The organism is Microbacterium sp. 16-032 (assembly GCF_041079455.1).
Taxonomy (GTDB): Bacteria; Actinomycetota; Actinomycetes; order Actinomycetales; family Microbacteriaceae; genus Microbacterium; species Microbacterium testaceum_A.
In genome coordinates, this window is sequence record NZ_JBFYGQ010000003.1 from 430,230 (window position 1) to 452,401 (window position 22,172).

Annotated in this window: 10 protein-coding genes; 7 read left to right on the forward strand and 3 right to left on the reverse strand. The window is 71.8% G+C overall.

Going from position 1 to position 22,172, the window contains the following annotated elements; genetic code table 11:
- Nucleotides 1-93: 93 nt before the first annotated feature.
- Nucleotides 94-9,177: an Ig-like domain repeat protein gene (locus tag AB6V31_RS08315; protein ID WP_369365015.1), complete on the reverse strand. Its 9,084-nt coding sequence runs from the start codon at nucleotides 9,175-9,177 to the stop codon at nucleotides 94-96.
- Between the two features lie 142 nt (nucleotides 9,178-9,319).
- On the opposite strand from AB6V31_RS08315, the gene AB6V31_RS08320 reads away from it, so the two are divergent.
- Nucleotides 9,320-11,911 carry a LuxR C-terminal-related transcriptional regulator gene (locus tag AB6V31_RS08320; protein WP_369365017.1) on the forward strand — a complete coding sequence of 864 codons (2,592 nt, stop codon included), beginning with the start codon at nucleotides 9,320-9,322 and terminating at the stop codon, nucleotides 11,909-11,911.
- A gap of 54 nt (nucleotides 11,912-11,965) precedes the next feature.
- Here AB6V31_RS08320 and AB6V31_RS08325 read toward each other — a convergent pair whose 3' ends face one another.
- Entirely contained in the window at nucleotides 11,966-13,141 is a 1,176-nt protein-coding gene (locus AB6V31_RS08325; protein ID WP_074697027.1) for a MarP family serine protease, read from the reverse strand.
- 301 nt (nucleotides 13,142-13,442) lie between these two features.
- On the opposite strand from AB6V31_RS08325, the gene AB6V31_RS08330 reads away from it, so the two are divergent.
- The 6 genes from AB6V31_RS08330 to AB6V31_RS08355 are packed head-to-tail and all read left to right on the forward strand — an operon-like array spanning nucleotide 13,443 to nucleotide 20,005.
- The gene (locus AB6V31_RS08330; RefSeq protein ID WP_176786404.1) at nucleotides 13,443-14,177 is read left to right on the forward strand and encodes an NUDIX domain-containing protein; all 735 of its coding nucleotides are present in this window, start codon (nucleotides 13,443-13,445) and stop codon (nucleotides 14,175-14,177) included.
- 12 nt (nucleotides 14,178-14,189) lie between these two features.
- Entirely contained in the window at nucleotides 14,190-15,521 is a 1,332-nt protein-coding gene (gene nadA, locus AB6V31_RS08335; RefSeq protein ID WP_369365019.1) for a quinolinate synthase NadA, read from the forward strand.
- Nucleotides 15,518-17,134: an L-aspartate oxidase gene (nadB, locus tag AB6V31_RS08340; RefSeq protein WP_369365021.1), complete on the forward strand. Its 1,617-nt coding sequence runs from the start codon at nucleotides 15,518-15,520 to the stop codon at nucleotides 17,132-17,134. The genes nadA and nadB overlap by 4 nt, the downstream gene beginning before the upstream one ends.
- Nucleotides 17,128-17,985: a carboxylating nicotinate-nucleotide diphosphorylase gene (gene nadC, locus AB6V31_RS08345; protein ID WP_268104226.1), complete on the forward strand. Its 858-nt coding sequence runs from the start codon at nucleotides 17,128-17,130 to the stop codon at nucleotides 17,983-17,985. Before nadB ends, nadC begins: the two co-directional genes overlap by 7 nt.
- Complete coding sequence (locus AB6V31_RS08350) at nucleotides 17,982-19,112, forward strand: cysteine desulfurase family protein (RefSeq protein ID WP_082450582.1); 1,131 nt, start codon at nucleotides 17,982-17,984, stop codon at nucleotides 19,110-19,112. The genes nadC and AB6V31_RS08350 overlap by 4 nt, the downstream gene beginning before the upstream one ends.
- Entirely contained in the window at nucleotides 19,109-20,005 is an 897-nt protein-coding gene (locus AB6V31_RS08355; RefSeq protein WP_369365024.1) for a glycosyltransferase family 2 protein, read from the forward strand. Before AB6V31_RS08350 ends, AB6V31_RS08355 begins: the two co-directional genes overlap by 4 nt.
- A gap of 134 nt (nucleotides 20,006-20,139) precedes the next feature.
- On the opposite strand, the gene AB6V31_RS08360 is transcribed toward AB6V31_RS08355, so the two are convergent.
- On the reverse strand, nucleotides 20,140-22,080 hold the full coding sequence (locus AB6V31_RS08360) for an ABC transporter ATP-binding protein (protein WP_369365025.1): 1,941 nt from the start codon (nucleotides 22,078-22,080) through the stop codon (nucleotides 20,140-20,142).
- Nucleotides 22,081-22,172: the final 92 nt, after the last annotated feature.

Consider the following 22,172-nt stretch of genomic DNA (forward strand, 5'->3'; position numbering starts at 1 on the left):
AGAGACTAGACATGAGACGCATCGGCAGCGGAGTCCAGGAGTGGATTTCACCCGCTGAATTCACCCGCGCCGCTTGTCACCCCGCGGCGACCGTCACCCCGTACGGGGAGCCAGGCCCTTCAGCCATGACGCGTCGCTCGAGGGGGTGTAATCGCCGAAGGTGACCGCGTAGGCGAGGGTATCGAGGCCCGCGGCCATCTTCTTCTGCATGCACGCGGCGAAGGCGTTGGTCCCCGCTTTGTCCGTCCACACGCCGGCCGCCGTCTGCCCGCCCTTGGCCGCTTTCGCCTTCGCTTGAGACGCCGCGACCGTGGCCTTGATGGCCAGTCCCGTCGCCGAGACCCCCGCCAGTGCGGGCTCAGCCGCGATGAGGGCCGACTCGACGGAATTCACCATCTTGGTGAAGCGGGTCGAGGTGCCGAAGACCGTCTTCGTCTGCGTCCCGTAGCCGGCACCGAGGGCGATACCACCGCCGATGAAACTTTGCATGGCGAACAACATGTTGTCGTCGCCCCCGGCGGAGTAGGCGGTCAGGCAATCGAACGGAGCCGCCAACATGTCCACGACCGAGTTGATGGTCTGCCCCGCGCTTCGAATCCCGTCGACGGCTTTTCCGCTCACGTTCAGCGCCGTCAACGCGTCCGCGGTGGCCGACAGCGCCACTCCCGCGATGCCCACCACGCTGGTGAGCGAGCGGACGTACGCTCCCGCCGCAGCCGTGGCGAAGCCGATCATGACCTTCGCGGTCGTCGACATCGTCATGACGAAGCTGTCGCCGAAGTCTTTGAAGTCCTCCGAGATCGACGTCGACGAGTAGTAGGCGACGAGCGTCTTGTCGCTGGACATGTGAACGCCAGCGTACTCCCCATCTTCGCTGCTCGTGGAGTCCGCGCCCGACGTCCAGTGTCGGAACCGCGGGTCGCCTCCCGTAGTGGCGCGCACCACGACGTCCGTGCCGCCGAGATAGCGATACGTCGTGGGGTGCGTCATCGTGAACGCCACAGGTCCCATCGAATCGTCCAGCCAGGGAAGCGTCTGCTCCTCCCCGGGACAGTTCGGCGGGGTCATGACCGTGAGCCGCTGCGTGTCGTGCGGCAGTGACAGCGTGTAGCACTTGGCCTGCAACGTCGCCGTCACGCGTTTGTGCACGTAGTCGCCGTCCGCCGTGCGTCCCGCGCCGGAGAGCACCACGGGCGCGTCGGGGCTGGCGCCGCTGCCCGAGGCGTCGCCCTCCCACGAGACGACGTTGAACGCCTCGGGGTCGACGGCCGCCCGGAGCTGGAGATCCGTCCCCGCCAGCCACGCGTACCCGCCCCGCGTGTACCGCGGGTTCCCCCCGACGCCGCAGTCGGCCGGAGCGGTCGAGATGTAGTCCTCGATCGGACTGCCCTTGACCTGATTGGTCGCGTACAGACCGGGCAGCACCGCGCCCGAGGGCGAGAGGATTCGCGCCGAGATCGAAGCGAATTCGCACGCTCGCGCCACGACGGTCGAGTCGCCGTGAAACTTCTGCGACAAGGACGAACCCTCCTGCCACATGTTGACCGAGGGGCGGTCCTCCTTCGCCGTCGGCCCGTTGCCGACGTCCGTGAACGTGTTGGACCTCGAGGCCCAGACGATCGTGGCGCCCTTCGCGGCCTCGCTGATCGGCGTCGCGTTTACCGTGAGTTCCTGACCGCTCGCGGTGCCCTGATCGTAGAAGCGCGCGTTCACCCCCTTGTACGGCACGTCGCACGGGTTGCCCTGCGGGCCGAAGTCGAGGCTGACGTCGAGAGCACCCGCCGGCTGCGACGACAGGTCGATCCGCTTGCAGTTCTGCCACTTGCCGTACGCCGCGACCGCGGAGGTGTCCTGGGTGAGGACAGCGGTCACCTTCGCGATCGCGTTGGCCGACCCCTTCACCGGAAGCCCCGCCCACCCGAGGAAGGTCAGTCCGCTGGAGCCGCCCGTAGCCTCCATGGTCACCGCGGTGCCGGAGAGGTACCAAGGCGAAGACGCCGTGCCGCCGACCGCCGGGCAATTGCCGGGCGTCTGGATGTCGACCTTCGCGTCGCGGTACAGATCGCCCACCATCGATGTCGAGAGTGAGACGCACGTGCCGTAGGTGGCACCGACCGTGAACGGGCGATCACCAACCGAGAACGAGAACCGGCGGCTCCCCAGTGGCGCGGTGCTCTCCGAGATCGGCGAGTATCGATCCGTGCTGCCCGCCCACGAGGCGAAGTACGTCTTGGCGCCGGCACCCGCGTCCTTCAGCGTTCCCACGACGGTCGTCCCAAAGCGGTACGCCGACGTGCCGGTCACCCGGTCGTAGCAGTTCGACGGGGTGTCGATCGTGATGGTGCCGCCGATCGGCTGGGCGATCTCGGGAAGCGCGTAGCATTTCGGCCCCACCGCAGCCGACACGAAAGCGGTGTCGGGCGTCACCTTCACGGTGATCGAGTCGGCGCGGACGCCGTCGCCGCTGATGAGCTGCGCGCCGTCTCCCCATCCCACGAACTGCTCGCGTGAGCGCAGTTTCGAGCGGTCGATCGAGACGGTGAGGTCGGAATCCCACGCGGCGGTGGTCTCGACCCGATCGCCGGTGCGTTTGACGGTGTAACCGCACTTGCCGCGAACGTCGTAGCGGAGCGCGTCGACCGGCAGGACGGCCCCGTCGTAGTTCTGGACCGACAGGATGACGGGAACGCACCGGACGCTCGTGGTCGCAGTGACCGTCATAGGGCGCAGGGCGTTCGGTCCGGCGATCGACACGGGCGGGTCGACGAACTGGCCGGTGGTCGATCCGAGCGAGACGCCGTTGACGGCGACGTCGTCGACGTCGTACTTCTCTCCCGGCGTGACCCGCACGAAGACGGGCGTCGATTCGAAGTAACCCGCGCCCCCTCCGCAGTCGGGGGCCGTCACGAGTTCGATGTTCGCCGAACCCGCCGGAGACGAGGAGGGTGCCGCGAAGGGGACGCACGCGACGATCCGGCCCTGTCGCGTGACGGTCGCCGGCTTCCACGCCGTCGTCCCGCTGTATTCGAGGGTGAACAGAGCGTCATCGGTCGTCCGCTGGTACGCCGGCAACGTGACCTGGCAGGTGCCGCTGAGCACCGCCGCCGTGCACACCACGGTGTCGCCGCGACGGATCTCGATCGTGCCGAGATCGCCTGCCGCACGCGGCCCCGCTACCGACCACGACACGGGGACGGTGGTCAGGCCACCCCACCGCTCGTTCTGGCCGACAGCCAGGCTGACGGTCGGCTCCGAGCGGTCGAACTCGACGAACGCCGACCCCGAGCCTGGTGCGTAGTTGTCGGCACCGAGGTAGTTCGCCGTCAGGACGCGGTAACCACCTTCGCCGAAAGCGAGATCGCACGCGCCGGATGCCGTCCGGTCGCCGTCACCGTCTCGGGGGCCGACGAAGGCGGTGCACGTCGCTCCCCGTCCGTCGTTGACCACCACGGAGCCTTGCGGGGCGTGAGTCGGCAGCGTATCGCCGAGCAGGAGCGGATTCGCCTCGTGGGCGTATCGGACGGACACCGTCACCGGGCTCATCCGACCGGCCTGCGGCTGGCCGGGATCCAGCGTCACCACGACGGGCGCAGCGACCCAGTCCTGCGCGATCTCGGCGGAGCTCGGCGCGAATCGATCCTCATCGGGGAGGAACCGGGCCTCGACGGTGCCGCTGCTCGCCGCGAACGTCCGCGCAGACACGCGCACGGTACCGGTGGCGGTCACCGCACCGGTCGCGAACGGCTTTCCGTTCCGCGTGAGCTGAATGAAGCCCGTCGGCTGAAGCCCGGCGGCGTCGACCGTTACCTGGTAGGAGGTCACCGTGTCGGAGAAGACCGCTGTCGCACCGGGCCGCTGGTCGGCCGGGGCGAGCACCACCCGGGTGGGGACGCGCGTCACACGAACGGTGAACTCCTGGCTCGTGCTGCGCGTGTTCGCGTCGTCACCGGAGTAGTCGATCACGAAGCGGTAATCGGCATCCATGTTCCTCAGCGCCGAGGGCAGCGGGAAGGTCGCCGTGGCCGACCCGTTCTCGAGAGGAACCGTCGTGCCGAGGTCGCCGAGGAGGTTGTCGGCGCTGCGGATACGGATCGTGCCGGAGGGCGTCACCCTGCCGCTCATCGTCACGGGGACAGACAGCGTCGATCCCACCTGGACGGCGGCCGGCGCGGTCAGAGCGAACGTCGGCGCTCCCGCGAACAACTGCGCCTGGTCGAACGCGTAGCTCCCGCCCGGGGGCGCGACGTACCGGTCGTCCCACGGTTGTCCGAGGTACGTGACCGAGACGGTGTACCAGCCCAGAGAGGTGGTGCGGATGCCGCCGAGCCGTGTCGACGAGAGCTTGGCGACACCGTTCTCCAGCGTGGCGGTCTCGTCGCCGATGTCGCGGCCATCCGGTCCGGTGAGGACGAAGCGCACGGCGCCGCGGGCGACGAACCCGGCCGGGGATCCGGGGACGCTGACGGTCGCGACGGCTTCGACGAACCCGCCGAGTTGCGCCGTCGCCGTGACCGCGGCCTGCGTCTCGCGCGGCGTCAGCGTGATCTTCTGCGCGGCGAGGGAGCCCGTGGCATCCCTCGCCGAAGACCCGCCGAAAGGCCCGGTCGGCTCGAAACTCGCGGTGAGCGCACCCGAGTACGCGAGACTCGGGATCTGCGCACCGAAGGTGACGGGCACCACGACGTGGCGCTCACCCGCGACGCCCGTGTCATCGGCGGACGACAGGGTGACGCGTCCGACCTCGATGTTGGTCAGCGTGACGATCACGACGCCGTCGGGGCGGTCGTCTCCCGCCGCGTTCTTCACGCTCACCCCCACTCCCAGGTCGCTGTTCCACGGCAGGGTTCGCGACTCGTCGGTGTCGAGGGTGGTGCTCGTCGGTGCGGCGGTGACCGAGAGCGACCGCGAGGTCGACGCGGGGTCGAACTGCTCGTCACCACCGAAGTCGGCGACCAGGGTGTACGCCCCGGGGAGGAGCGCGCCGCCGACGCGCACGCGCGCGGCACCCGAGGCCAGCGAGAGGGATCCGAGCGACGTCGTGGCACCGTCGGCCGAGACGGCGCGCAGCGTCACGATGGCGGTCTCGGGGCTCAGCCCGCTCGCGGCGAGTGTCACCTCGACGGATGCTCCCGCGGAGTACGCGATGGAGCCGGGGGCGTCGACGGTCAGCGTCGGCGTGGCCCGCGCGACGGTGACGTCGATCGCGTTCGACGCGGACCCCGCGAACACCGGCGATCCGACGTATCGGGCCGTGACGGCGCCCCCGCCCACGCCGAGCGACCCGGCCGGGGCGGTGAAGGTCGCGGTGGCGCATCCCGAACCCGTCGCGCACGCGGCCAGGGCCACCGACCCGAGCACGGACGATCCCCGGACGAACTCCACCGAACCCGTGGGGATCCGTGCGTCGCCGCCGGTGGTCACCGTCGCGGTGAACGAGACGGAATCCTCCCAGTGCACGGCCGTCGACGACGCCTGCAGAGCGGTCGTCGTCGCGGTCGAGAGGACCCGCACGGGGTGCGCTGCCGAGACGGATGCCGAGAACCCGGACGCGCTCGAAAAGGCGGCCGTCAGGACGTGGTCGCCGACGGCGAGCGCATCGCCGGGGACGACGACCGTGTAGACCGCCCGGGCATCACTCGCCGTGACCACCCCGATCTTCGCCGCCGTCACCGCGACACCGTCCGACAGCAGGGTCAGGGCCCCGCTCGGCGTCGCCGTGCTCGGGGAGAGCGTGTCGACGACGACCGTCGTCGTGAACGGAAGTCCGGCCGTCACCGACGAGGGGCTCGAGGAATCGAAGGCGGTGGTCGTCTCCGCCGCCGTGAGGTGGAGCCCCACGCTCTCGGACGCCGCTCGGCCGTACACCTCGTCACCGAAGTACGTGGCGGTGAAGGAATCGGTACCCCACCCGTAGCGCACGCCCGGCACGACCGCGCGGCCCTGCGCGTCGAGGGTGGCGGTGTAGCCACCGACCGAGACCGTGCCCGTCGGGATGGGCCCCTGCCCGCTGACGGTCACCGTCGCGGCCGCTCCGACGGGGTCGCCGTAGACGGCGGTCGCCGCCGGGAACGCCAGGGTGACCGTGGCCGCGGAGCGGATCAGCAGTGTCTGCGGGCTCGCCGTCGCACCGCCACCGGAGGCGTCGTCGCGGGTGTACACGGCCCAGAGCGCGTGTCGGCCGACGCCGATGGTCTCGGCGGAGAGGAGGAAGGATGCCGCCCCCTCGGCCACCGCGACCGGCCCGGCGACGACGGTCTTGCCGGCCGCGTCGGAGGACAGCACGACCGTGCCCGGCTGATCGTCGGCGACGGAGACGACGGCGGTGAGCGCCGCGGCATCTTCCAGGGTCCAGTCGGAGCCCGAGCACGCGGCCAGCGGGGCCTCCGGCGCGCAGGCCAGCGAGACCGCGACGACGTCGCCCGCGATCGTGAGAGTCTGCGTGATCGAGGTGCTGTCGGTGTAAGGAGAACTGCCGGTGAAGACCGCGGAGTAGTCGTAGGACGCCCCGCCCTTCAGACCCGGAACCTGCACGACGGCGGTGTCGGTGATGCCGTTGGGGATCGATGCCTGCGTGAGCGGGATCGGACCGTAGGTCGCGCCGTCGACGGTGAAGGTGACGGTGCCCTGCGCGGTGCTCGGGGTGATCGCCCGCACCGTGGCCCGGAAGGTCGCGCTGCCGCGAACATCGGCATCCGGCTCCGCGCTGGCCGAGAGAACGGTGGAGCCGTCGAATTGCATCGCTCCCAGATCGCACCCCTGTGCGGGGCGGTGGCCGCCGCGCGCGTCGAGGCTCGGGCAGTCGGTTCCCGTGCCGGCGACAACGTTCAGCTGCGCCCCGCCGAGCGGATAGACGGGGACGGCGCCGGTCTCATCGAGAGCCCCGAAGTACGACTGGCCGCGGTTCACGGTCGGCGAGCCGGGGCAGCTGCCGTCGCCCTGAGCGTGCGCGTTGTGGTCGCCCGACAGACGACCAGAGCAGGCGAGGGCGGGGGTATCGATCGCGTTCGTGCTGAACAGGGAGTTCCGCACCGTCGAGGTCGGCACCGCGCCCCCGTCGGTGCTGGTCGACGGGCTGCCCAGCGATCCGCCGTCGAAGTCGACGAAGGTCGAGTTGACGACCGTCATGCCGGCGTCGGCCCACACGTCCGCGCCTTGATTGCGCGTCTTGTCCCACTGGTCGGTGATCTTGTTGCGGCCGAACGTGGAGTTGACGATGGTCGTCGCACCCGTGGTGTAGATCGCCGCGCCACGCGAGCCCTCGGAACCCAGCGAGAGAGTGTTGTCGAGGAAGGTGCTCGAGTCGACGGTCAGGTCGCGCGCGAACACGGCACCGGCGCTGAAGCCGCCCTGGTTGCCGCGGAAGACCGTGCGCGTGAGGGTCGTGGACGTCATCGCGGCGATGAGCGCTCCGCCGGTGTACGTGTCGAAGCCGCCCCGCAGGGTGAGGTCGTTGATCGAGAGCGCCCAGTGATCGCTCGCGGCCCACAGCAGGCGCATCGTTCCGCCACCGTCGATCACGGCGCCGTTGCCGATGATGTCGAGAGTGCCGCTCGTGATCGCCGAGGTGCCCCCTCCGCCGGCTCCCCCGCCCGAGCCGGTCTCCTGCGACGGCGACTCGTCGGAGGACGGCGACTGCTCCGAGGTGGTCTGCGCCGACGTGACGACGTTCGACGCGAGCTTCATGACGGCACTGCCGAGCTCGCCCGTCGACGATGCAGCGGGAGCCTCTGATGCCGAGGGCTCGGGCGAGGGCGCAGGTGTCTCCGAAGACGTGGGCGACGGGTCACCGCCCTCCGACGGATTCTCCGTCTGCACGGGAGCGGGGGGCTCGGACGGGGTCGTCTCCGAAGGCGTCGTCTCGGACGGGGCCGGCGTCGGGGTGGGGTGGTCCTCCCCCGTTCCCGGCTGTTCCTCTCCCCCGGTGCCGCCGGATCCACCGTCGGTAGTCACCGTGTCGGGCTCGAAGCGCAGAGGAGCCGCCAGCGTGATCACCGGGGCACCCGAGATCGTGATGGTCGCCCGCGGCGCCCCCGACGCGGCGACGTCCGCCGCAGCGGCGAGAGCGGCGCGCAGGGTGCAGTCCCCGCCGCCCGCGAGACACGAAGCCTTCTGAGACGCGAGGGCCGTGGCATCCGTCGTGTCCGCCGCCGAGGTGACCGTGAACGAGGTGACCGGGGTGACGGCATCCTGAGCGATCGCCGCGGAGCCCGTGGTCGCCGCCCCCAGGGGCAGGACCAGCGCCATCACCACGGCCGTCGCCACGCGCGCCATCACCGGCGAGGGCACCGGCGTCGTCGAGGGCACCACGGGCGATGCCATGGCGAAGATACGCCCCGACGGGCCCGCCGCACGACGATAGAGCGCGACGGCCACCACCAGAGGCAGCGGAGCGAGCACGAGCGGCACGACCCCCGACAGCAGAGCGCCGGAGGTGGCATCGAGCGTCTGCCCGAGCAGACCGGTCGCGGTCACGAGGGCGAGCGCGACGAGCACGCTCAGCAGCCACGCCCCGAGAACCTGCCAGCGACGACCGGCTGCCGCCTTCTCTGCGGCGATCACGGCCGCGCGCGGCCACGCCGGTTCCAGCACGGCGGCGGGCACGAGCAGCACCGCCGTGGGGAGCACGCGCCACAGCACCCCGAAGGGCACGGCGAGCACCAGCCACAGGCGCCAGCGGGTGGCATCCGGTCGTCCGCTTCGACGGCGGATGAGGGAGCGGATGCCGAGGACTGCGAGCGCGAGAAGGCCCAGCACGCTCACGAAGGGGGCGCAGATGAAAGCGAGGGCGACGGCGAGGACGGAGATCCCCGCGGCGAGGAGAAGACGCGGAACGAAACGCACCCCTGTCACCACCGAGCGCCACATCCGCGGGCGCTGACCCGCCAGCGAGGCGTCGACCAGGCGCGCGAGCGCCGCGATCGTGACGAGGACGAGGGGCAAACCCGCCAGGGCGACGATCGCCGAAGCGAGCACACCGACGGCGGCGATGCGAGGCTCGACCGTCGCCGGCGCCTCGGACACCCAGTCGTACAGGGCGGTGCCCTGGGCCGCGAGCGCGACGCCAAGGGCGAAGAAGACCACGGTCAGAGCGACGGCGAAGATCGCCTGAACCACAAGCAGCCTCCACCACGACGACGCGATGGCTCGACCGGAATCACGCAGGGCACCCAAGAGCATGTGCTCATGTTCGCTGACGGCGGACTGTCAACCCCTAGGTGGAACCCACCTACTCGTGCCGACACCACCCGACACGGCTCCAACGACGTGAATCGGACAGGACTGCGCCGAGGGTCCTCACGCGCACGGCATACTGATCGACGTGAAGAGCCCGGGTGCCCCCGACGGCGACCGGGTCGCCGCCCTCGCCGACCGCATCGAGGCCGGGCGGGGCCGCGCGTGGCTCATCGAGGGCGTGCCCGGCGCGGGCGCCACTCATCTGTCCGAGCACCTCGCCGATCGCCTCGGCGAGCGCGGGTTCGACGTCGTGCGCACCTTCGCGCTGCCCGAGCTCCGTGGCATCCCTCTCGCTGCTCTTCTTCCTCTGCTGCGGCTCGACCCGACTCGAGAAGCCGACGACGATCCCGCTCGCCGCCTGCAGCGCGTGACGGCGCGACTGGCCGGCACGGCGAAGACGACGGTTCTGGTGATCGATGCCGCCGCGTGGCTCGACGACGTGTCCGCGGCCGCGGTGCATCAACTCGTCCGGTCGTACGGGGTGCGGGTCCTGTTGACGGCGCGCGTCGGGCAGACGCTCCCCGCGCCCCTCCGTCGCCTCGGTGATGAGGGGCTTCTCGAGCGCATCGCGGTGCCCCCGCTCAGCGACGACGAGGCCGTCGCGGTGATCGACCTGGCCGCGGGAGGCCGGGTCTCCCCGCCGAGCCTGGTCGCGTTCCTTGACCGCGTGGGCGCGCATCCGCTGTTCCTCAGCCTCCTCGTCCCGCAGTCCCTGCGCTCGGGACTCGCCCGGCAGACCCCGCTCGGGCTGGACCTGGGGCGGCCGTCGCCGCCGAGCCGTCTGCGCGAGCTCGTCGCCGAGTGGGTCGAGCTCGCCGGAAGCGCTCGAGCGGAGGCGCTCGGACTGCTGGCGGTGTCGACGTCGCTTCCCCGGGACGTCCTCGCCGAAGCCGATGTCGCCGCCCTGGTCGAGGCAGGGCTCGCCGTCGGCACCCCCGATCGCGTGCGCATCGTCTCGCCGCTCGTGGGCGAGGTGATCTCGGACGGGATGCCACCCGCCCACCGCCGCGAGACCGCTGCGCACGCGTCCGCCCGACTCACCGGGTACGACGATCCCCGCAGTCGGCTCACCCGCATCACCCTCGCCAGCGACGGCGACACCCCGCCCGCGACGGAAGAGCTCGCCGCCGCCGCACGGACCTGCACCGCCCTGGGCTTCCACGCGCTCGCCGTCGACCTGGGCTCTCGTGCCCTCGCCCTCGCGGAGGAGCGGCGAGAACCGGTACCGACCGACGCGGTCGTGCTGCGAGGAGAGTCCCTGTGGCTGCTCGGACGCCATGACGAAGCCGACCGGGCAATGGACCTCGCCGTCCGCGTCGCGCCCGATGACGCCGCCCTGGCGCTGGCCGCATCGCGCGCCGGTTCGTACTGGTCGCTCCGGCGAGAGGACCCCGCGCGCGCCTACCGCGTGACGGGTGACGCCCTCGAGCGGATCACCGATCCCCAAGCAGCCGCGTTCCTGCGCACGAGCATGACCAAGTGGCAGATCATGCTCGGCGACCTGCCCCGCCAGACCCTGACCGGCGGTCGCCTGGGCACCGACGGAGCCGAGGCGGCGGTCGCGTCGCTCGACCCCATGCTGTCGGCCGTCCTGGCGGCCTGCCTGTCGGGCGACACGGTCGCAGCCCGCGCGGGGATCGCCGCCGGGCGCCCGCACGCGCAGGCGGCGCTCGCCGTCATCCGGCACGCCGCCGAACTGTTCGACTACGCGGAGGCCGTCGCCGATTGCGCGGACGCCGACCTCCCCGCCGCGCGCGAGGCGTTCCGCGAGCACGCGACGCACCGCCTCAGCGAGGCCGTGGGCATCTGGACGCTCGGCGCCTCGTGGAGTGCGTTCATGCAGGGGGATGCCGACGGCGCCCTGCTGCACGCCCGCGAGGCGACGTACGAGCTCGCGTGGCGGGACCTCCTCGCCTTCGAGGGGCTGGCCATCGGCACGCGCGCGACGGTCGCCGCTTGGCTCGGGCGTCCCGCGGAGGCGCAGGAATGCCTGGACCGGCTCACCCCGGGCATGCGGGCTCTGGTCATCACCGACCTCGAGGCGGCGCAAGCCGAATCGTGGCTCGCCTTCCGTGCGGGTGCGCCGTCACCGGCGGCCCCGGTGGAACGCGCCGTGGAAGCCGCCGAGGGACGCCACCACGACTGGTGGCTCGCTCTCGCCGCCTTGAGCGCCATCCGCATGGGGCAGCCGTCCGCGGTCCTCGCGGTGCTGCGCCGGTTTCCGGCCCACCACGCCGGCCCCTCGGTGCGCCTGTTCGTCGCATACGGAGAAGCCCTCGAGCAGGGGGATCCCACCGCGCTCGTCGCCGCAGCCCAGGGGCTCGAGACGGCCGGATACCTCGCCGCCGCCTACGACGCGGCCCGCCAGACGCTAGCGCTCGGAGCCCACCCCGACGCGGCGACCGCCGCCCGCCGCGCTCGCGTCATTGTCACCCGCGTCGGTGCGCTCCTGTCGCCCTCGCCGACGGCGCGCTCCGGCATCGCCGATCTGCTGACCGCGCGCGAGTGGGCCGTGGCCAGCGCCGCCGCCACGCGGGCACGCAATCGCGAGATCGCCGAAAGCCTGGGCTTGTCGCACCGCACGGTCGAGAACCACCTCGCCGCCGTCTACCGCAAGCTCGGCGTCAGCGGTCGGGACGAACTCCGAGAAGTCGTCACCGCCGCCGCGATCGCGTGACCTCGCAGGTGCCCGCCCGCGGCGTGTGACGCGGCCGCCGACGGGCGTGGTCCGTCAGCCCCGCGTGCAGTTTCCGGATGCCACGGGTGCCGACAACGACCCCATCTGGGCCATCACGGGCTCGAGTTCGGCGGGGGTCATGGCGTAGCCGACGTTGTCATCGGTGTCGGATCGAGCGAAGACGATCCCCGCGACCTGACCGGACGTGGTCAGCAACGGGCCGCCCGAGTTGCCCGGCCGGACGATCCCGGCCAGGGCGTAGATGTCACGCGGGGCGGAGGAATCGTCGTAGATGTCGGGCACCGGAACCGTGCCCTCCGACAGGATCTGCGCGCTCCCCGAGGTGAAGGGGCCGCCACCCGGGTACCCCTGCACGACGGCGGGAGAACCGACGGCGAGCGTCTGCGCGATCGGCAGGGAGGCGGCATCCAACTGATCCACAGAGATCACCGCGATGTCGTCGACCGGGTCGAAGTACACCACGCGTCCCTCGCGCGCCGGACGACCCGGCAGTTCGACCAGCGGGGTGTCCACGCCCGCGACGACGTGGGCGTTCGTGACGACGCGGCCGTCGGCGACGACGAAGCCCGACCCGCTCGAGGTGATGCCGCAGGCGTAGGCGGTGCCCGAGATCCGCGCCACCGACTGCGCCGCCTGGGTCAGTGCGGGGTCGTCGAGGGCGATGCTCGGAGTCGTGGGGACCGGGCCGATCTGGATGAGCTCGCCCAGGCGAGGGATGCCGTCGGCGAAGATCGTTCCGCGCAGGTCGGCGAGCGCTCCGCGCACGGGTGCCGGGGTGAGGTCGTCGATCGTGCGCACCACGGTCGAGGAGCCGAGCGCGGCGGAGACGACGGGCACGCCGACCGGGGTCAGGGAGCCGGCGACGAACGAGATGGTGAGGGCGGCGGCGGCCACGTTCACCACACCGCCGAGGAGGCGCTCGGGCACGCGCAGCTTGATGCGGTCGGCGCCGCGCCGGAAGAAATTGCCGACGGCGCTGCCGAGACCCGAGCCGATGACGAGCAGGGCGATGCCCGCGCCGATCATGGCGGGTCCTCGCCATGCGAGGTCGGTGACCCACTGGCCCACGAACGGAAGCACCCAGTAGGCGGCGACCGCCCCGAGCGCGAGCCCCGCGAAGAAGCCGATGGTGGCGAGGAAGCCCCGGGAGAGCCCCACGGCGAGTGCGACCGCCAGAAGGGCGATCAGGGCGATGTCGACGATCGGCATCCGACCTCCTGTGTTCGCTTCGAGGCTAGAACGCCCGTCTGAGAGAACCCTTTCGATGCGCGGGGCCGGGCGGGCCTGTGCGCCCGTGGCCCCGGGGCGTCGAACGTGGACCCGGGGCTACGCCGCGCACCCCGCGTCTGGACACGCGGCCCCGCCCGAGCCCGCCTGGGCGCCCGAACCCCCGTCCGTGGCCCCGGGGCGTCGAGCGTGGCCCCGGGGCCACCCCGCGCACCCCGCCCCGCAGCCTCCACCGCGAATTCGCCCTTCGAGTCGGAATGACACTAAGATCGGTTCCGGAGATATGGTCACCATGACACGAACCCCTCAGCCCGAGTCCCGCGACGCCGACGTGCGCGTCGCGGTGTCGACCGTGATCTTCAGCGTGCGCCGCGACGCCGACGACGAACCCGTCCTCTCGCTCCCCCTGGTGCGCCGCACACGCGATCCGTTCGGCGGGCGGTGGGCGCTGCCCGGCGGCTGGCTCGACGCGAGCGAGGGGCTCGACGCCGCGGCATCCCGAACGCTCGCCGAGACCACCGGCCTCACCCCCAGCTACCTCGAGCAGCTGTACGCGTTCGGGGCGGTCGACCGCTCCCCCACGCGCGTGGTGTCGATCGTCTATTGGGCGCTGCTGCGCTCCGACGAGGTCGACGCCCAGGTGGCCGCGCACGCCCGCGAGGGCGACGCCCCCGAGAACGTCGAGTGGTTCGACGCGACCGACCTCCCGGCCCTCGCCTTCGACCACAACGACATCGTCGAGTACACGCTGTGGCGCCTGCGCAACAAGGTCGGCTACAGCCGCATCGCCCACGGCCTGCTGCCCGACGAGTTCACGCTCGCCGACCTGCGTGAAGTGACCGAGTCGATCCTCGGCAAGCGCCTCGACCCGGCGAACTTCCGTCGCCAGGTCGACACGTCCGACACCCTCATCCCGACCGAGCGCTTCCGCACCGGAAGCCACCGACCCGCCCGCCTCTACCGCTACAACCGCGACGTGGAGCTCGCCGACCGCGGCCCGCTCCCGTCCCGTCACTGATCGGAAACGCCCATGTCCGCCACGCCTCTCACCCTGCAGCCCCGCCCCGCGATCGACCCCAGCGTCGACCACGCGATCCAGGCGATCGTCTCGGGCGCCTCGACCGCTGCGACCTGCTCGACCGACCTCGCCGTCGGCCCCTGGGACTTCGACACGCGCCCCGGCTACGGCCCCGGCTCGTCGATGGGCGATGTCATCCCCACGGGGGCGCCGCGCCAGGGCGAGCTGCCGCAGGAGTACCGCGATGCGTCCGACGACGAGCTCGACGCCCGCGTCCGCGCGGCGAAGGAGACGCTCGGCGACCGGGTGGTCGTGCTCGGGCACTTCTACCAACGCGAAGAAGTCGTGCGTCACGCCGACTACGTGGGCGACTCGTTCCAGCTCGCGAACGCCGCGAAGGAGCGCCCCGAGGCCGAGGCGATCGTGTTCTGCGGCGTGCACTTCATGGCCGAGACCGCCGACCTGCTGTCGCGCCCCGACCAGGCCGTGATCCTGCCGAACCTGGCCGCGGGCTGCTCGATGGCCGACATGGCCGACATCGACCAGGTCGAGGAGTGCTGGGAACAGCTCGAAGACGTGCTCGGCGACCTCGAGACCCCGGATGCCGAGGGCCTGGTCCCCGTGATCCCGGTGACGTACATGAACTCCTCCGCCGCCATCAAGGGCTTCGTCGGTCGTCACGGCGGAATCGTCTGCACCTCGTCGAACGCGCGCACCGTGCTCGAGTGGGCGTTCGCACGCGGTCGTCGCGTGCTGTTCTTCCCCGACCAGCACCTGGGCCGCAACACCGCCAAGGCGATGGGCGTGCCCCTCGAACAGATGCCGATGTGGAACCCGCGGAAGCCGCTCGGCGGCTCGACGGCCGAGGTGATCGAAGACAGCCGCGTCATCCTCTGGCACGGCTTCTGCTCGGTGCACCGCCGCTTCACCGTCAACCAGATCGACAAGGCCCGCGCCGAACACCCGGGCGTGCGCGTGATCGTGCACCCCGAGTGCCCGATGGACGTGGTCGACGCCGCCGACGAGGCAGGCTCGACCGACATCATCCGCAAGGCCATCGCCGCGGCGACCGAGCCCACGACCTTCGCGATCGGCACCGAGATCAACCTCGTGCAGCGCCTGGCCGCCCAGTACCCACAGCACGAGATCTTCTGCCTCGACCCGGTCGTCTGCCCCTGTTCGACGATGTACCGCATCCACCCCGGCTACCTCGCCTGGGTGTTGGAGTCGCTCGTCGCGGGCGAGGTCGTCAACCGCATCAGGGTGCCGGCCGACGTCGCCGAGCCCGCGACCGTCGCGCTGGAGCGCATGCTCGCGGCCAAGCCGAACGGCGCCGTGAAATGACCACCGTCGTCGTGGTGGGCAGCGGCATCGCCGGTCTCACGGCGGCGCTGCACGCGGCCGAGTCCGGATGCCGCGTCACGGTCGTGACGAAGGGCGCCCTGCCCGACACCAACACGCGGTGGGCGCAGGGCGGGATCGCGGCGGTCACCTCCCCCGCCGACACCGCGGCCTCGCACGCCGCCGACACGCTCACGGCCGGCGCCGGTCTGAATGATCCGGATGCCGTGGACGTCCTCGTCGGCGAGGGCCCGGTCCGCATCGCCGAGCTCGTCGCGCGGGGCGTGGCGTTCGACCGTGCCGCCGACGGCGACTTCTCGCGTGGGCTGGAGGCGGCCCACGCCGTCGCGCGCGTGCTGCACGCCGGCGGAGACGCGACGGGAGCGGCGATCCAGGCCGCTCTCGGCGACGCTGTCCGGGCCGCGGGCATCGAGCTGCGCGAGCACGCGCTGCTGCGCGACCTGCTGATCGCGAACGGACGCGCCGTCGGCATCGCGCTCGACGGCGGCGAGCGCCTCACCGCCGACGCGGTGATCCTCGCCACCGGTGGCGCCGGGCAGCTCTACGCCCACACCACCAACCCGCTCGGGGCCACGGGCGACGGCATCGCCGCGGCGGTCCGCGCGGGCGCCGCCGTCGCCGACCTCGAGTTCGTGCAGTTCCACCCGACCGCGCTGGCCGTGGGCGCACCGTTCCTCGTGTCGGAAGCCGTGCGCGGAGAGGGCGCGACCCTCGTCGACGACACCGGCCGCCGCTTCGCGTTCGACGCCCACCCCGATGGCGAGCTCGCCCCGCGCGACGTCGTGGCCCGCGCCAACGCGCGCGCGATGGCCGGGCAGGGCGGTCGCCCGGTGCGGCTCGATGCCGCTGCCATCGGCGACGAGCGCCTCGCGCAGCGCTTCCCCACGATCGACGCCGCCGTGCGCGAGCGCGGTCTCGACTGGGGTCGCGAGCCGATCCCGGTGACCCCCGCGGCGCACTACCTGATGGGCGGGGTCGTGACCGACCTCGACGGACGCACGACGGTTCCCGGGCTCTACGCGGTCGGCGAGACCGCCCGCACGGGCGTGCACGGCGCCAACCGCCTGGCCTCGAACTCCCTCCTCGAGGGCGCGGTGTTCGGCGCACGCGCAGGAGAGGCCGTGGGCCGCGACACGGTCTGGCCCGTCGCCGCCGTCGCGCCCGTCCCCCTTCGGGAGGTCCCGGACGCCGCTGCCCCGCCCTTCACCCGCGCGGCGCTCCAGCAGCTGATGTGGACCGATGCGGGGCTCATGCGCGACGCCGCGGGTCTCACCCGGGCCGCCGGGATCCTCGCCGCGTGGCGCACAGCCGGCGCAGCCCTCGGTGTCGAAGACGCCAACCTCCTGCTCGTCGCGTCGCACGTGGTCGACGCGGCGCTGAAGCGCACGGCATCCGTCGGCGCGCACTTCCGCTCCGACGCCGAGATCGGTTCGGCCGCTGCCCCGGCCGCCGGCGCCGACACTCGCGTCCTCGCCGCCGTCGTCGCGGTCGAGGCCTCGGGGACTGACGCCGACCCTCGCGACCCCTCACCCGCCCGCGTGCCCGCCGCCGCGGCATCCGCCCCCTCCTCCCCCTCGAAGGTGCTCGCATGCTGACCCGTTCCGCCATCGACCGCGTCGTCACCGCCGCCCTCGAAGAAGACGCACCGTGGGGCGACCTCACGAGTGAGACCCTCATCCCCGAGAACGCCGTCGCCCGCGCGGAGCTCGTCGCGCGGGTCGAGGGCGTCTTCAGCGGAGCCGCGGTGTTCGCCGCCGCCTTCACCCTCACCGACCCCTCGACCTCCGTCGAGCATCTCGTCGCCGACGGCGAGCGTTTCTCCCCCGGTGACACGCTCGCCGTGGTCACGGGCCCTGCGCGTGCGGTGCTGACCGCCGAGCGCATCGGGCTCAACTTCGTGCAGCGCATGTCGGGCATCGCCACCCTCACCGCCCGCTACGTCGCCGAGGTCGCCCACACCGGCGCGCGCATCGTCGACACGCGCAAGACCACGCCCGGCCTGCGCGCGATCGAGCGGCAGGCCGTGCGCGACGGCGGCGGGCACAACCACCGCTTTTCGCTCTCGGATGCCGTGATGGCCAAGGACAACCACCTCGCCGTGCTGACCGCGCAGGGTGTGTCGGTGACCCAGGCACTCGAGAGTGCGATCGCGCGTCTCCCCCACACCACGCACGTCGAGGTCGAGGTCGACCGCCTCGACCAGATCGACGCGGTGCTCGCGGCCGGGGTCGGCACCATCATGCTCGACAACTTCTCGCTCGACGACCTGCGCACCGGTGTCGCCCGCATCGCCGGCGCCGCGCAGGTCGAAGCATCAGGGGGCGTGAGCCTCGAGACCGTCCGCGCGATCGCCGAGACCGGGGTCGACGTCATCTCGGTCGGAGCCCTCACCCACTCGGCATCCGCCCTCGACCTCGGGCTCGACATCCGCATCGAGACGGCGTGAGCCTCTACCTCGACAACGCCGCCACCACCCCCGTGCGCCCCGAGGTGCTCGAGGCCATGACCCCGTACCTCACCCGCTACTTCGGCAACCCGTCGAGCCATCACGAGGTGGGTGAGGCCGCGGCATCCGCCCTCGACGACGCCCGCCGTCGCGTCGCCGCCGTGCTGGGCATGCGCCCCGCAGACGTGCTGTTCACCTCGGGCGGCACCGAATCGAACAACGCCGCGATCAAGGGGATCGTCCTGGGGTCGGAGCGGCGGCACCTCGTCACCACCGCGATCGAGCACGAATCGGTGCTCGCCTCGGCCGACTACCTGCACCGCCTCCACGGCGTCGAGATCACCCACGCACCCGTCGACGACACCGGAACCCTGACCCCCGAGGCGCTCGCCGCAGCGCTGCGCGACGATACGGCCCTCGTGTCGGTGGGCTATGCCAACAACGAGATCGGCACGGTGCAAGACGTCGCCGCGCTCGCCGCCGTCGCGCACGCCCGCGGGGTGCCCCTGCACCTCGACGCCGTGCAGGCTGCGGGGTGGCTGCCGCTGTCGGGGACGGGGGCGGATGCCGTCACCATCGCCGGACACAAGCTCGGCGCCCCGAAGGGCACGGGCATTCTGGCCGTGCGCGGACGCCTGCCGTTCGAGCCGCTGCTGCACGGCGGCGGGCAGGAGCGCGGCCGTCGCTCGGGCACCCCCGACGTCGCCGGAGCCGTGGGGATCGCCACCGCCCTCACCCTCGCCGAGACCGAGAGGGCCGACGAGGTCGCCCGGGTCGGCGCCCTGCGCGACGCGTTCATCGCCCGCGTGCTCGCCCTCGTTCCCGGCGCGCGTCTGACCGGTCACCCGACGCATCGCCTCCCCGGGACGGCGAGCTTTGTCTTCCCCGGCACCAACGGCGAGACCGTGCTGCTCGAGCTAGAGCGGCGCGGCATCGTGTCCTCCAGCGGATCCGCGTGCGCGGCCGGCAGCGACGAGGCGTCGCACGTGCTGCTCGCGATCGGCGTCGCGCACGACGACGCCCGCACCGCCGTGCGGTTCACTCTCCCGCACGGTCTCACCGCTTCTCTCGACGACGTGGCAGATGCCGTCGCCACCGCCGTCACCGCCGTAGGATCGCGCGGGTGAGTTCCACCCCCGTCACCGTCATCGTCCCCGGGTTCGACGTCGCCACCTTCGCCGAGGAAGCCCTCGACTCCCTGCGGGCGCAGACGCACCCGCACTGGAGCGCGATCCTCGTCGACGACGCCTCGAACGATGACACAGCGCGCGTCTTCGCCGACGCCGCCTCCGCCGACCCGCGGTTCCGCCTCGAGCGGCACACCTCACGGCGGGGGCTCGGAGCCGCCCGCAACACCGGCCTCGCACGGGTCGACACCCCGTACACCGCGTTCCTCGACGCCGACGACGTCATGCGCCCCCACGCCCTCTCGCGCCTGGCCGACACGCTCGATCGCACCGGCAGCGACTTCGCGGTGGGCGCCTACGTACGTCTGCGACCGGATGCCGACACCCCCGCCTACGTCGCCGGAGAGGTGCAGCCCTGGGTGTCGGCATCCACCGATCCCGCCCGTGAGCGCACGACGCTCGCGGAGCACCCCGCAGCCTCGGGCAACATCGTGGCGTGGTCGAAGATGAGCCGCACCGCCTTCTGGCGCGAGCACGACCTGCGGTTCCCCGAGGGGCGTTACTACGAAGACCAGGTCCTCACGCAGCGCATGTACACGCTGGCGGCGGGGTTCGACGTCATCCCCGACGTCGTGGTCGACTGGCGCCAGCGCCGCGAGGGCGGGTCGATCACCCAGCGACTCAGCGAACTCGACATCCTGCGCGACTACCTCGACGCTCTCGGTGAGGGAATCGCGGTCCTGCGGGCCGCCGGAGCCGACGCGGCCGTGCGGGAACGCGGGGCGCTGATCCGCACCCTGGACCTGCCGCCGCTCGAGCGCATCGCCGAGTCGCACCCCGACCCCGCGTACCGCATCGCGCTCGAGGCGTTCGTCGAGACCCTGCCCGGCTGACGCCCGCCCGGGGCAAAACCGCGGAGCCCCGCCCGACACGCCGATGGCGGATGCCGTTACACGGCGCGCGGTTGGAAAGCTCCGCCGTTGTGCACGCGGCGGACCCGCGCCCGTCCGGTCTGATGGCGGGCGCCTCAGGCGGGTGCCTCGTCGGCGCGTCGCGCGGGAAGGGCGGCACGGGCGAGGCCCGCTTCGTCGAGCTGCTCCTCGGCGAGGACGAACGACGCCGCGAGCTGTTCGGCCGCGAGGCTCGCGTACAGGCCGCCCTGGGCCAGCAGCTCACTGTGCGTTCCCGATTCGACGATGCGGCCGGCATCCACCACGTGGATTCGGTCGGCGCCGATGACCGTCGACAGGCGGTGCGCGATCGACAGGGTCGTGCGTCCGTGCGAGGCCGTCTCGAGGGCCTCTTGCACGATGCGCTCCGACACCGTGTCGAGGGCGCTCGTGGCCTCGTCGAGCAGGAGGACCGGCGGGTCCTTCAGCAGCACGCGCGCGATCGCGATGCGTTGCTTCTCTCCGCCCGACAGACGGTAGCCGCGCTCGCCCACGATGGTGTCGTAGCCCGCCTCGAACGAGGCGATGACGTGGTGGATGTTCGCCGCGCGGCACGCGGCCTCGATCTCGGCGTCTGTGGCGTCGGGGCGGGCGTAGCGCAGGTTCTCGCGCACGGTCGCGTGAAACAGGTAGGTCTCCTGCGAGACGATGCCGATCTCGTCGATGATCGAGGCCCGGTCGAGGGTGCGCACGTCGGCGCCCGAGAACATCACCGCTCCCCCGGTCGCCTCGTACATGCGCGGAGTCAGGTAGAGGATCGTGGTCTTGCCTGCGCCCGATGGGCCGACGAACGCGACGTGCTGGCCGGGCTCCACCGTGAACGAGACGCCGTCGAGGGTGGGCCGCGCCTGCGCGGGGGCGTCGGGGTAGCGGAACTCGACGTCGCGGAACTCGATGCGCCCCACCGGTCCCGGAGCGGCCGAGACGGGCCGCGCGTCGGGCTCGTCGACGATCGCGGGACGCAGATCGAGGTACTCGAAGATGCGGGCGAACAGCGCCGACGAGGTCTGCACGTCGAGCGCGACGCGCATGAGCCCCATCAACGGCATGAGCAACCGAGCCTGCACGGTGGTGAACGCCACGATCGTTCCTGCCGTGATCGCTCCCGCGCCGCCTCCGATGAGGTACCCCGCGACGAGGTAGATGACCGCGGGAACACTCGACATGATCACTTGAACCACGGCGAAGAAGCCCTGGCCGCTCATGGCCCGGCGCACCTGTAGACGGACCTGATTGTCGTTCTCGGCGTCGAAGCGGGCGGATTCCGTGCGCTGGCGGTTGAACGACTTCGACAGGAGGGTGCCGGAGACGCTCAGGGTCTCTTGCGTGATCGCCGACAGCTCCGACAGCGACTCCTGCGTCTCGCCCGCGATGCGCGCCCGCACCTGGCCCACGCGGCGTTGCACGACGAGGAGGAAGGGCATGAGCACGACCGCGATCAGGGTAAGTCGCCAGTCGATGAGGATCATCGCCACCAGCGACGCGATGACCGTCACGGCGTTTCCGAGGATGCTCGTGACCGTGTTCGTCAGCACGCCCGAGACACCGCCGACGTCGTTCTGCAGACGAGACTGGATGACGCCCGTCTTGGTGCGGGTGAAGAAGCCGAGCTCCATGTCTTGGAGGTGATCGAACAGGCGCGTGCGCAGATCTCCGGTGACCCGGTTGCCGACCGTGGCGGTGAGCCAGGTCTGGCCCACGTTGAGGGCCGCCGAGACCAGGAAGAGTCCGATCATGATGCTGACCAGGAAGGCGAGCAGTGAGAGGTCGGGGCTCGACCCGTCGACGGGGAACAACGCGTCGTCGAAGATCCGCTGCACCAGCAGCGGCGGGACGACGGCGACGGCCGCGCCCACCACGACGAGGAGCGCGGTGAAGACGATGCGAGCGCGGTAGGGCCGGAACAGGTCGACGACGCGGCGACCGAGGTGGGCCACGCGCGGGGCCTGCGCGTTGCGACGGCGCTGCACCTCGGCATCCACGCCGCGGAACATACTCCCGCCCATCCCCATGCTCATGATCGTCAGCCTACGTCCGACCACCGACACCGGCTCCGGCTCCGGCGATGTCGGGGGCACCCGATAGGGTCGCGAGCGGGTCTCCTCCGATC